The sequence below is a fragment of the Mycobacterium sp. E3251 genome (assembly GCF_001666835.1).
GTDB lineage: Bacteria > Actinomycetota > Actinomycetes > Mycobacteriales > Mycobacteriaceae > Mycobacterium.
In genome coordinates this window covers 46481-58325 of sequence record NZ_LZJF01000182.1, presented here as the reverse complement: position 1 = coordinate 58325, position 11845 = coordinate 46481, and the positions used below count along the sequence as shown (strand labels likewise).

At 69.3% G+C, this 11845-nt stretch carries 10 protein-coding genes; 5 read left to right on the top strand and 5 right to left on the bottom strand.

What is annotated here, in order from left to right; genetic code table 11:
• Both A5697_RS22300 and galT read right to left on the bottom strand, forming a co-directional pair.
• On the bottom strand, positions 1–763 hold a 763-nt coding region (locus tag A5697_RS22300), incomplete at its 3' end, for a galactokinase family protein (RefSeq protein ID WP_068012069.1).
• Positions 760–1893 carry a galactose-1-phosphate uridylyltransferase gene (gene galT / locus A5697_RS22295; protein WP_068012068.1) on the bottom strand — a complete coding sequence of 378 codons (1134 nt, stop codon included), beginning with the start codon at positions 1891–1893 and terminating at the stop codon, positions 760–762. The genes A5697_RS22300 and galT, both read right to left, overlap by 4 nt.
• A 52-nt stretch (positions 1894–1945) precedes the next feature.
• Between galT and A5697_RS22290 the strand changes: the two genes are divergently transcribed.
• Positions 1946–4168 carry an FUSC family protein gene (locus A5697_RS22290; RefSeq protein WP_068012067.1) on the top strand — a complete coding sequence of 741 codons (2223 nt, stop codon included), beginning with the start codon at positions 1946–1948 and terminating at the stop codon, positions 4166–4168.
• Between the two features lie 7 nt (positions 4169–4175).
• Here A5697_RS22290 and A5697_RS22285 read toward each other — a convergent pair whose 3' ends face one another.
• Positions 4176–4583, bottom strand: coding sequence for a hypothetical protein (locus A5697_RS22285; protein WP_067948438.1), 408 nt, complete (start codon positions 4581–4583; stop codon positions 4176–4178).
• Positions 4584–4683: 100 nt separating this feature from the next.
• Here A5697_RS22285 and A5697_RS22280 point away from each other — a divergent pair, with 100 nt between their 5' ends.
• Positions 4684–5937: a cytochrome P450 gene (locus A5697_RS22280; protein ID WP_068012066.1), complete on the top strand. Its 1254-nt coding sequence runs from the start codon at positions 4684–4686 to the stop codon at positions 5935–5937.
• On the opposite strand, the gene A5697_RS22275 is transcribed toward A5697_RS22280, so the two are convergent.
• Both A5697_RS22275 and A5697_RS22270 read right to left on the bottom strand, forming a co-directional pair.
• Positions 5934–7301, bottom strand: coding sequence for a cytochrome P450 (locus tag A5697_RS22275; RefSeq protein WP_156673409.1), 1368 nt, complete (start codon positions 7299–7301; stop codon positions 5934–5936). The two genes, A5697_RS22280 and A5697_RS22275, sit on opposite strands and share 4 nt — an antisense overlap.
• A gap of 43 nt (positions 7302–7344) precedes the next feature.
• Entirely contained in the window at positions 7345–8217 is an 873-nt protein-coding gene (locus A5697_RS22270) for an alpha/beta fold hydrolase (protein ID WP_068012064.1), read from the bottom strand.
• 109 nt (positions 8218–8326) lie between these two features.
• On the opposite strand from A5697_RS22270, the gene A5697_RS22265 reads away from it, so the two are divergent.
• From A5697_RS22265 to A5697_RS22255, 3 genes are all read left to right on the top strand, one after another.
• The gene (locus A5697_RS22265) at positions 8327–9220 is read left to right on the top strand and encodes an NYN domain-containing protein (RefSeq protein WP_068012063.1); all 894 of its coding nucleotides are present in this window, start codon (positions 8327–8329) and stop codon (positions 9218–9220) included.
• Positions 9207–10400 carry an MFS transporter gene (locus tag A5697_RS22260; RefSeq protein ID WP_068012062.1) on the top strand — a complete coding sequence of 398 codons (1194 nt, stop codon included), beginning with the start codon at positions 9207–9209 and terminating at the stop codon, positions 10398–10400. The genes A5697_RS22265 and A5697_RS22260 overlap by 14 nt, the downstream gene beginning before the upstream one ends.
• A 150-nt stretch (positions 10401–10550) precedes the next feature.
• The gene (locus tag A5697_RS22255; protein WP_068012072.1) at positions 10551–11789 is read left to right on the top strand and encodes a cytochrome P450; all 1239 of its coding nucleotides are present in this window, start codon (positions 10551–10553) and stop codon (positions 11787–11789) included.
• The last annotated feature ends 56 nt before the right edge of the window (positions 11790–11845 follow it).

Below are 11845 nucleotides of genomic sequence, written 5' to 3'. Positions count from 1 at the left end.
GATTTTCGCTCAGCACGTGGCGGGCCCGGCGGGCGTCGACCGGATCACGCACCGCGGCGGCGAGCGTCGGGCCGCGGTCCTGGATTTCGCGCAGCGACGACACCCCGAGATCCGCGGCCGCACGTTCGCACGACGCGCGGCGCGCGGCATAGTCGCCGTCGGCGTGACTGTGGGGGGCGCGGGAGTCGATCACCAGCAGCGTGACACCGGCGGTGTCCGGGTCGAAGGCCACCGGCGTGACCGTGAGATCGCGGAAATCGATCAGCAGCGCGGTCGCCGGCCGGCCGAACAGTGAGGCAAGCTGGTCGAGCAAACCCGTTGAGGCGCCGACGTAGTCGTTCTCGGCGCGCTGGGCGAGCCGCGCCCGCTCTTTCGGTTCGATGCCCGCCCCGGCGGCCGTCGCGATGGCGCCCAGCGCCGCGCACTCCAGCGCCGCAGACGACGACAGCCCGGACCCCATCGCCACGTCGCTGGTGATCCGCATCGCGCCGCCGGGCACCGGGTGGCCGGCCTGGCGCAGCGCCCACACCACGCCGGCCACGTAGGCGGCCCAGCCGGTCACGCCGCCGGGAGCGGTGTCGAGCGGGATGCGCACCGGTCCGTCCGCGCGGTCGCTGGCCACCGTGATCGCATTGCCCCCGTCGGGCGCGAACGTCACCACCGTGCGTTGCGGCAACGCGATCGGCAGCGCGAACCCCAGGTTGTAGTCGGTGTGCTCCCCGATCAGGTTGATCCGCCCGGGCGCGGAGTACCGCACGGTCACGCGAGCTCCCGCAGGCGCTGAGCCACGCTCTCGGGCGTCACATCGCTGATGAACGCCTCCATCGCCGACTCGGAGCCCGCGAGGTACTTGAGCTTGTTGGCGCCGCGCCGTACCGACATCAACTCGACGTGGAAGTAGCCGTCGGCCTGGGCGTCGGTATCGGCGTACTGGTGCAACGCCGAAATGTAGGGCAGCGGCGAGGAATACATCCGGTCGAATCGCCGCAGCACATCGAGGTAGACCCGGGCGAACCCGTCCAGTTCGTCCTCGTCCAGCTCGATGATGTTGCGCACGAACCTGTTCGGGTAGATGTGCACCTCGACCGGCCAGCGCGCGGCGAACGGCACGAACGCGGTAAACAGGTCGTCGCGCGCGACGATTCGGCTGCCGTCCGCGACCTCTCCGGCCAGTAGGTCGGCGAAGAGATTGGTGCCGTGGCGCATTCGATGCCGGCCGGCCCGATCCAGCATGGCGGCGGTTCGCGGCGTCAGATAGGGATAGCCGTAGATCTGACCGTGCGGGTGCGTCAACGTCACCCCGATCTCCTCGCCGCGGTTCTCGAAGCAGAACACCTGCTCGATGCCGGGGGTGGCCATCAGGTCGCCGGTGCGTTGTCGCCACGCGTCGATGACCAGCCGGGCGTGCGCGGGTTCGAGCCCGGCGAAGGAGCCGGTGTGGTTGCTGGAAAAGCAGATCACCTCGCAGCGGCCATGCCCCGGGGCGGACACGAAGCCGTCACCGGCGGGCGCGAGCGCCGGTCCGGTGCCGGATAGGCTCGGGAACCGGTTTTCGAAGACGACGACGTCGTAGTCCGGGGCGGGCACCTCGCTGGTCAGCCCGGTCGGACCGGGGCACAGCGGGCACTGGTCGGGGGGCGGCTTGTAGGTGCGGTCTTGGCGCAGCGCCGCGACGATCACCCATTGCCCCGTCGTCTGGTCGAACCGCAGCTCGGTGTGCTGCCCGTCGCGCGCCGGCAGCGGCCTACGGTCTTCGACCGGCGCCGGGCGGTGCCCGGGCAGCGCGAAGAACAGCAGGTCACGGCCGTCGGCCAGCTTCGCCCGCGTCGGCGCTGTCACGATGTCGAAGACTAGCTTGTGCCGAAGTTCGGGTAACCATGATGCGTTCAACATCAGAGAAGGGGGCGCGGCGATCACCGTTCTCTACGAACAAGCCGGCAACTGGTTGATCGGCTCCGATCCCGGTTTGCTTCGGCTGCGGATGGCGACGCGGACGACGGCCGCGCTCGGCTGTTCGCTGCTGGCCCTATACGTCCTGACCCGGGCGACGGGACAGCCGCTGACCGTCGCATTGCTGGGCGTTGTCATCACGATGGTCGCGTCGCGGTCCGTCAACGAGCCGGATCCGCACCAGCAGCGGATCACCATGGCGCTGCTGCCCCTGCCGGCCGCGGCCTCCATCACGGCCGCCGCGGTGCTCGCTTCCCACCCGGTGGTCAGCGACGCGGTGTTCGTGATCGTCGTGTTCACCGCCGCGTACATTCGCCGCTTCGGGGCGCGGGGCCGGGCGCTGGGCATGGTCGCGTTCATGTCGTACTTCTTCACGTTGTATCTGCGAGCGCGTATCTCCGAGCTGCCGTGGATGATCGGGGCGGTCGCCGTGGGCACGGTCTGCACGTTCGTGATGACCACTTACGTCATGCCCGATCGGCCGGAGCGCGTGCTGCGGGCGACCGTCCGGGCGCTGCGCGCCCGGATGGCGATCGTCGTCGACACCACGGCCGAAGCGGTGCGTACCGGCCGCCTCGACGAACGCCGCCGGCGTCGCATGCGGGCGCGCACCCTCCGGCTCAACGAGACCGCCCTGCTGGTGCAGAGCCAGATCGAGGACAAGGCCGACCCCGCCGCGCTGTGGCCGGGTGTCACCGCCGAACAGCTGGCCCCGTGGCTACTGGACGCCGAGCTGGCCATCGAATGGGTGGCCACGGCCGGGCGCGGTGCCGCGGCGCTGGCCGCGGAGAACCCGGACGCCATCCCCGTCCAGACTCGGGCCGCGCTCGTCGACACGCTCTCGCTGCTGGCGCGGGCCATCCGCCTACCCGAGCCCAACGGCCTTCGGCAAGCCGCCGCCCGAGCGCAACGCCTGCTCGACGAGCACTGCGCTCCCGCGGACGATGATGAGGGCAGCGCCGCCGTGCGCCGCCTCGCCCTGGCGGTTATCAACGCCGCGACAGCGACTTCCGACGTCCGGGCCATCGTCGACCGCGCCGCCACCGGGGGTGGCGGCGCCGTGGAAACCGGGGACAGCGAGCGGCCGCCGGCGTCCGACGGCGCGCCCCCGGACGCTCCCACCGAGGCGGGCGAAGAGGAACACACCACGGGCCTACGGCCGACCACCCGGCAGGCCATCCAGGTCGCCGTCGCCGCGTCGCTGGCGATCGTCGCCGGCGAACTGGTGTCGCCGGCGCGGTGGTATTGGGCGGTGATCGCCGCGTTCGTCATCTTCGCCGGCACCAACTCGTGGGGCGAAACGTTGACCAAAGGCTGGCAACGCCTGCTCGGCACCCTGCTCGGCGTGCCCTGCGGCGTGTTGGTAGCCACGCTGCTCGCCGGCGACAGGACGGCCGCGCTGGTCGGCATCTTCGTGTGCCTGTTCTGCGCCTTCTATTTCATGACGGTCACCTACAGCTTGATGACCTTCTGGATCACCACGATGCTGGCGTTGCTGTACGGCTTGCTCGGCCAATTCTCTTTCGGCGTACTGATGTTGCGGATCGAAGAGACCGCGCTCGGCGCTCTCATCGGAGTCGCGGTGGCCATCGTGGTGTTGCCGACGCACACCAGAGGCGCGATCCGCGACGAAGCGCGGACGTTTCTGGCCAGCCTGGCGGCTCTGATCGAGGTCTCGACCGCGACGATGTTCGGCGAGGACGAGAGCGTCAGCCCGTCCGAGCAGGCCCGCCAGCTGGACCGCGACCTGCAGCAGTTCCGGGTCACCGCCAAGCCACTGCTGGCGGGGGTCGCCGGCCTCGCGGGCCGGCGCAGCATTCGCCGGGCGCTGCGCATCTTCGCGGCCTGCGACCGGTACGGCCGCAGCCTGGCGCGCAGCAGCGAGCAGTACCAGGACCCGGTGGGTTCGCAGCCGCTTGCCGACACGTTCTCGGCGGCCGCGACGCAGACCCGGCGCAACATCGACGCGCTGGCCGCCGCGATCGGCAGTGGCAGCGCGCCGACCATCGTCTCGGCCGCCGACGACCTCGACGCCGCCGAATCTTTGGTGCGGCAGCACGACGGCGGCGCGGGATCGCCGGGCCAACCGGGGCCCGATACCCGGCGCTTCCTCACCGCGGTGCACGCGCTCCGTCAGATCGAGCGGGCCATCGTGACCGCGGCCACCAACCTCGGCGGGCGCGAAACCGTGAAGGCGCCCAGCCCAATTCGGGGCTGACGGCCGCTCAGAGGCCGGGCAGGCAGGCGGGGAAATAGCAGGGCTGGTTGGGCCCCTGGGCCTTTCGCACGAGGTCGAATAAGGCAAACGTGGTTTGCAGCAGCCGTAGTTCCACCCCGGGCCGCTGCGCCGGGGGGAGGTTTTGCACCTCGTTGGACACCGTCGTGGACTGCTGCTGCAGCTGCGTCAGCCGCTGCTGTCGTTGCGGCGGGGTGAGGTTGTCCCAGTTGTCGTGCAGGTCGTTCACCTGCCGCTGCAACTCTTCGACATCGGCTTCGGGATCGGACTGCACGCCCGGTGCCAACGCGTAGAAGTGGCTCGGGATGGGCGCCGCGGGAATCTCGGCCTGCGCGCACCCGGCGGCCGCCACCGCCCCTGCGGCGAGGCCGGCCGCGACGATCGCGATGATTTTCATGAAGGCTTCTCTTCTTCAGGGCTCGGCTTTATGGTGCTGGCAGTAAGACACGTCCGGTTTGCTACCGATCCCAATAGCGCATCGTCTCAGGAGAAATGCGATGGCCGCACCGAACCTCCCGCCGGGCTTCGATTTCACCGATCCCGATATCTATGCCCACCGGCTGCCGGTGCGGGAGTTCGCCGAACTGCGCGCGACGGAACCGATCTGGTGGAACGCGCAGTCGCCCGACGCCGGCGGCTTCGGCGACGGGGGCTACTGGGTGGTGACCAAGCACCGCGACATCCGCGATGTCTCGCTGCGCAGCGACGTCTTCTCGTCCGCGACCAAGTCGATCGTCCCGCGTTACCGGGGCGACTTGGCGGCCGGACAGATTGAGGCGGGCCGGGCGTCGATGATCATGATGGACGACCCCGAGCACAGCCGGTTGCGCAAGATCGTCTCGCGGGCCTTCACGCCCCGCGCGGTCGAGCGGCTGCGCGCCGGACTATCGGAGCGGGCGCGGCGCATCGTGACCGAAGCCGCGGCGGCCGGCTCGGGCGACTTCGTCCGTCAGGTTGCCTGCGAGTTGCCGCTGCAGGCCATTGCCGGGCTACTCGGGGTCCCGCAGGAGGACTACGACAAGCTGTTCGACTGGACCAACAACATGATCGGCAGCGACGACCCGGAGTTCGCTGGTAACGACGCGCTGACCTCGGCGGCCGAATTGATGTGGTATGCAATGCAATTGGCCGCACGCAAGCGCGAAAATCCCGGGGACGACATTGTCACCACGCTGATACGGGCCGATGCCGAGGGCCAGCACCTGTCCGAGGCGGAATTCGGCATGTTCGTGGTCACCCTTGCCGTCGCCGGAAACGAGACCACCCGCAACTCCATCACGCAGGGAATGATGGCCTTCGCCGACCACCCGGACCAGTGGGAGTTGTTCAAGGCGCAGCGGCCCAAGACCGCCGCCGACGAGATAATCCGATGGGCCACACCGATCACGGCCTTCCAGCGCACCGCGCGCCAGGACACCGAGCTCGGCGGCGTCCGGGTCGGCAAGGGCCAGCGCGTGGTGCTGTTTTACCGGTCGGCCAACTTCGACGAAGAGGTCTTCGATAACCCCTACGCCTTCAACGTCTTGCGCAGCCCAAACCCGCACGTCGGATTCGGCGGCACCGGAGCTCACTACTGCATCGGCGCCAACCTGGCCCGCATGACGATCGACCTGATGTTCAACGCGCTCGCCGATCACCTGCCCGGCCTGACTCCGCTGGCGGATCCCGAGCGGCTGCGGTCGTCGTTCATCAACGGCATCAAGCACTGGCAGGTCGATTACCGGGGCGCCCCTACCCCGGCCTCCCACTAGGCCGGCGTCTGCGTGGTTGCGGACGCTGCAACCGGGACGTCCCTGAGCGCCCGCAATCGAATACGCGCGCCGCGATGCGGTACCAGGACAACGAATTTCAGCTTCTGCCGTTCGCCGGCCGCGGTGGTGGTGCGCAACTCGGCCCGGCGCAGAATCTCGCGCAACACCACGCGCATCTCGACCATGGCGAAGCCGGCGCCCAGACAGCGGCGGTTGCCGCCACCGAAGGGGAACCACGTCGTCGGTGTCAGGGTGGCGCCCAGCATGCGATCCGGATCGAATCGGTCCGGGTCGGGGTACACCGTGGCGCTGGTATGCACCAGCCCGATTCCCGGCGCCACCATGACCCCGGGCGGCAGCCGGTAGCCGGCGACTTCGGCCGGTCGGGTGAGCACCCGCCCCACGTCGAACACCACCGGACGGATCCGCAACGTCTCCTTCACCAGCGCGTCGAGATACTCGTCGCCGGCCGGATCGCCCGCGGCGCCGGCCTCGGCAGCTCTCACTGCCTTGGCCAATACGGCCGGGTGGCGGGTCAACCGCTCGAGCGCCCAGGACAACCCGTTTGCGGTGGTGTCGTGCCCGGCCACCAGCAACGTCATCAGCTGGTCCCGCAGCTCGCGGTCGGACATCGTGCGCCCGCCGTCGTCGGCGCGGACCAGCATGGCGAGCACGTCGGTGCGCCCGGCCAGGTCGGGGTCGGCGCGGCGCTCGGCGATCTCCGCGTAGAGCAGGCAGTCGGCTTCGGCCATGCGCCGACGCAGTCCCCGCCACGGGAGGTAGCGCTGGAGCTCGGGCTTCGCCAATGCCAGCGTCGCCCACGGACCCACGGTGAGCAGCTGCGGCATGATTTCACGCAGCGCGGTGAGTCGAGCCGGGTCCGTTGCGCCGATGACCGTCCGCAGGATCACTTCAAGGGTGATCTCCGACATCTTGGGCGAGACCGGGAAGCTCTCCCCCACCGGCCACGCCGCAATGTTCGCCGCGGCGATCTCGGCCATCAGCCCTGCTTGGCGTGCGACGGCGTCGCGATGGAACGGCGGCAGCATCAGACGGCGGCGATCCCGGTGGACGTCCTCGTCAATGACAAGGAGGGAGGTATCGCCGAGCAACCCGCTCAGAATCGAATTCGCTTCGCCGGCGTGGAAGACGTGCGGGTCACCGGCGAACACCGTCTTGATGTCTGCCGGGTCGGCCAGATACACCAGCGTGCCCATGCCGGCGACGCGCAGCGTGAACACGCTCCCGTAACGACGGCGGCAGGCGGCGACGAAGTGCGAACCGCGGTGCAGCATCAACGCAGCCTGCACCGCCCGGGGCAGCCGGGGCCCCGGCGGAAGCGCGGTACGCGGGCCGGTGCGCATCACCGCAATTTTACGACCGGACTGCGCGGCGAAGCGACTTAGATCACAAGCGCGGCTGTGTGCTCTCCGCTTGCTGGCGATCGCCGGTCGCGATGAAGTCCTCGATCAGCTCCACCACCTGGGTCGGCGCCTCGACCTGCGCGAAGTGGCCGACGTCGGGCAGGATTTCGAGCCTGGCGTCGGTGCGGGCCTCGTGCGCGGCGTACGCGTGATCGACGGGAATGATGGCGTCCCGCTCCCCCCAGATCGCCATGACCGGCAAGTCCTCGCGCAGCCGCAGCCTGCTCAGGGCGCTGACCGCCTGGCCCCGGTAGTCGACCACCGATCGCAGCGTCCGCAGGAAGGACTGCCGCGTCTCACCATCGGACAGCGACGAGTAGGCGCTCCACATCTCTGCCCCACGGGGTGAGTGGATGCCGGCGCTTCTCAACCACGACCTGAGCTTGTTGCCCACGGTCAGGACGGGCTTCGGCGCAATGACCGGCAACACCAGCTCCGCGCCGGGCGCCGAGAGCAGCCGCAGCACCCACCCGACGTCGGGGCCCAGACCGCCGCTGCTGATCAGGATCAACCGCTTGGCGTAGTCGGGGTGTTGATAGACGAACTGCATCGCGACCCCGCCGCCGAGCGACTGACCGACCAGGGTGGCTTGGCTGACGCCGAGCTCGTCGAGCAGGTCACGGAGCCAGACCGCGAAGGCGCCCAGCGAATAGTCCGTGCGGGGCTTCGCCGACTCCCCGTGACCGAGCAGGTCGGGGGCGATGACCCGGAACTTCTTCGACAACGGCGGGATCACCGCCCGCCAGGTCTCCGAGCTGCCGGCCATGCCGTGGATGAGCAGGAGCACCTCACCGTCACCCTCGTCGCGGTATGCGACGCGATCGCCGTGCAGCTCCAAATACTTCAACTCGTTCATTGCCCGGGGATACCCGCTCTCGGCCCGATTAGGGCCCCGAGCGGACGAATCGTGACGGAAAACGCTTCCGGGCCCCACAGTGCCGGAGGCCTCAGCGATGATTTAGACCATGACCGAACCGGTTGCGGCCCGCGTGGCCGTCTACCTCGACTTCGACAACATCGTGATCTCCCGATACGACCAGGTCCACGGCCGTAACTCGTTCCAGCGTGACAAAGCCAAGGGGCTCGAGCAGTATTCCGAGCGGCTGGACCGGGCCACCGTCGATGTCGGCGCGATCCTCGACTTCGCGTCGTCGTTCGGGACGCTGGTGCTCACCCGCGCCTACGCGGACTGGTCGGCGGATATCAACGCCGGGTACCGCGGGCAGCTGGTGGCCCGCGCGATCGACCTGGTCCAGTTGTTCCCCGCCGCGGCCTACGGCAAGAACGGCGCCGATATCCGGCTGGCCGTGGACGCCGTCGAGGACATGTTCCGCCTGCCCGACCTCACCCACGTGGTGGTCGTGGCCGGCGACTCCGACTACATCCCGTTGGCCCAGCGCTGCAAGAGGCTCGGCCGCTACGTGGTGGGTATCGGGGTCGCCGGCGCCTCGAGCCGGGCGCTGGCGGCGGCCTGCGACGAGTTCGTCATTTACGACTCGCTGCCGGGGGTGCCGGCGCTCGAACCGCAGCCCGCGGGCGCCGAGTCCGAGGCGAAGCCGTCCAAGCAACGGGCCGGGCGCGCGAAGCCGCCGCAGGCCGACGAGCCGGAGCCACCCGATCCGCAGGCCGCCGCCACCGCGCTGCTGACGCGCGCGCTGCAGATCGGCCTGGAAAAGGACGACGTCGACTGGCTGCACAACTCGGCGGTGAAGGCACAGATGAAGCGGATGGACCCGTCGTTCAGCGAAAGATCTTTGGGATTCCGGTCTTTCAGCGATTTCCTGCGTTCTCGGTCGGACGTCGTCGAGTTGGACGAGACATCGACGACACGGATGGTGCGGCTTCGTGCCCCAGAGTGAAACCGACTCGAGGCCACGCTGGCTCACCCGCAACGTGCGGGTGCTCTCCGGGGTCTCGTTCCTGCAGGACACCGCCAGTGAGCTGTTGTATCCGCTGTTGCCGATCTACCTGACGGCGGTACTGGGTGCGCCGCCGTCGGTGGTGGGGGCCGTCGAGGGCGCGGCCGAGGGCGCCGCCTCGCTGACAAAACTCGCGTCGGGCCCGCTCGGCGACAGGTTCGCGCGGCGCCCGTTGATTGCCACCGGGTACGGGATGGCGGCGCTGGGCAAGGTGATCATCGCCATCGCCGCGGCGTGGCCGGGCGTGCTCGCGGGTCGCGTTGTCGACCGGCTCGGTAAGGGCGTGCGCGGCGCGCCGCGGGACGCGCTACTGGTCGACGATGTCGACGACGCTTTGCGCGGCCGGGTTTTCGGCTTCCACCGCGCAATGGACACCTTCGGTGCCGTCTTCGGTCCGCTGCTCGGGCTGGTGGGTTACGAGCTGCTCGACCACCGAATCGCACCGTTGCTGTATGTCGCCATCGTGCCCGCCGTCCTGTCCGTGGCGCTCGTCTTCGGTGTACGCGAGCGCGGCCGTCGCGCCCCGCGAACGCAGCGGCAATCGATGTGGGCCGGCGTGCGCTCATTGCCGCGGCCGTATTGGCGGGTGACCGCACTGCTCGTGTTGTTCAGCGTGGCGAATTTTCCCGACGCCCTGCTGTTGTTGCGGCTCAACGAGATTGGCTTCTCGGTGGTCGGGGTGATCCTGGCATACGTCGGCTACAACGCGGTGTACGCCCTGGCCAGCTATCCCGCCGGAGCGCTCGCCGACCGCATCGGCAGGCCGGCGTTGTTCGGCCTGGGTCTGGCGTTCTTCGCGGTCGGCTACATCGGGCTGGGGCTGACCACCGACATCGTGACGGCGTGGTTGCTGCTCGGCGCCTACGGACTGTTCACGGGGTGCACCGACGGCGTGGGCAAGGCCTGGATTTCGGGGCTCGTCGACCCGGGGCACCAGGCCAGCGCGCAGGGCGTGTTCCAGGGCCTGATCGGACTGGCCGTCCTGGCGGCGGGACTATGGGCCGGCCTCCTGTGGGGCGCGAACGGTCAACTGCCGCTGCTCATTTCGGGAGTCATCGGGGGGGTGTTCGCGGTCGTGCTGATTGGCGGCCAACTGGTCCGCGGGATGAGACCCGGTTAGGTCCCGAACCGCACGGCCACACATGCCCCCCAACTTGTATGGCCCGCTGGGCCGAGAAGCTGCAATATCGTTGACACTCAACCGGCGCGGCCATACATTGTGTGAAAGTTGTCGCGAGCGGACGGCTCGCGCGGCCTCGAGGAGACCGTCATGACCGTCGGTACCGCTCCCACAAGCGTTTTCGATGCCGATCTGCCGACGCTGGCCTACGACGCCGAAGAAACCCCCGCCGACGTCTATCCCCGCCTGCAGGCGGCGCAACGGCGGGCTCCCGTCGCCATGGGGCCGCACGGACCCGAAGTCCTCTCCTACCAACTCGTCCGCTCCGTTCTTCGCGACGCCCGATTCCACATCCCGCCGGGGATCAACCTGCTCGCCCAGGGCGTCACGTCGGGACCCTTGTGGGACAAGGTGGTCAACAGCCTGCTGTGCCTGGAAGGCGACGCGCACCACCGGCTGCGCAGCCTGACGTCCAAGGCGTTCACTCCCCGCGCGACCCTGCGGCTGCACGACACCATGGTCGCGGTGATGAACGAGCTGGTGGATGCGGTCATCGACGCGGGCCGCTGCGACGTCGTCACCGACCTCGCGCGCCCCTACCCCGTCCCGATCATCTGCGCATTGCTCGGCGCTCCGCGCGAGGACTGGCAGCAGTTCTCGGCGTGGGCGGACGACGTCTTCAAGGCCTTCAGCTTCAGCGTCGACCTGCGAGCCGTCGAGCCCGTCGTCATGAGCGCGTGGCACCAGCTGGACGCCTTCGTCGACGACATGGTCGCGCGGCGACGGCACAGCCTGACCGATGACCTGCTCTCCGACCTGATTCGCGCCGAGGACCCGACTTATTCGGGCGACCGGCTGAACACGGCCGAACTGCGGATGCTCGCGGGCGGTCTCCTGCTGGCGGGGACCGACACCACCCGCAACCAGGTGGCCGCCTCGGTGCACGTCCTCTGCGAGCACCCGGAGCAGTGGGCCCTGCTCAAGGATCACCCCGAACTGGCGATGCGCGCGGTCGAGGAGACCATGCGCCACTCGCCGATCGCGTGCGGGACCCTTCGCCTGGTGGTCGAGGACGCCGAGCTGGACGGCTACCTCTTTCCCGCCGGCACGATGGTCCTGGTGAACACCGCCGCGGCCAACCGCGACCCGGCGGTGTACGACGAGCCCGACCGGGTCGACATCACGCGCGAGGGGGCGCCGCCCATATTGACCTTCGGCGGCGGCGTGCACTACTGCCTGGGGGCCAATCTGGCCCGCCGGGAGATCGCCGAGGCGCTCAACGTCATCGCGGGCCGCCTGCTCAACCCCCGCACCGCGGGGCCGGTGCCATGGAAACCGATGGTGAGCCTCAGCGGGCCGAAAAGCCTGCCCATCGAGTTCGACCGGTAGCCGGTCCCTCGCCTGGTGTGACGAAGACGTTCTGACATAAGTCGCGGTGAGTCCCG

Excerpts from the sequence above, each read along its gene's own strand:
- A5697_RS22265 (WP_068012063.1), top strand. The coding sequence starts at position 8,327 with ATGACCGAACCGGTTGCGGCCCGCGTGGCCGTCTACCTCGACTTCGAC.
- A5697_RS22270 (WP_068012064.1), bottom strand. The coding sequence starts at position 8,217 with ATGAACGAGTTGAAGTATTTGGAGCTGCACGGCGATCGCGTCGCATAC.
- A5697_RS22275 (WP_156673409.1), bottom strand. The coding sequence starts at position 7,301 with ATGCGCACCGGCCCGCGTACCGCGCTTCCGCCGGGGCCCCGGCTGCCC.
- galT (WP_068012068.1), bottom strand. The coding sequence starts at position 1,893 with ATGTTGAACGCATCATGGTTACCCGAACTTCGGCACAAGCTAGTCTTC.
- A5697_RS22285 (WP_067948438.1), bottom strand. The coding sequence starts at position 4,583 with ATGAAAATCATCGCGATCGTCGCGGCCGGCCTCGCCGCAGGGGCGGTG.
- A5697_RS22255 (WP_068012072.1), top strand. The coding sequence starts at position 10,551 with ATGACCGTCGGTACCGCTCCCACAAGCGTTTTCGATGCCGATCTGCCG.
- A5697_RS22280 (WP_068012066.1), top strand. The coding sequence starts at position 4,684 with ATGGCCGCACCGAACCTCCCGCCGGGCTTCGATTTCACCGATCCCGAT.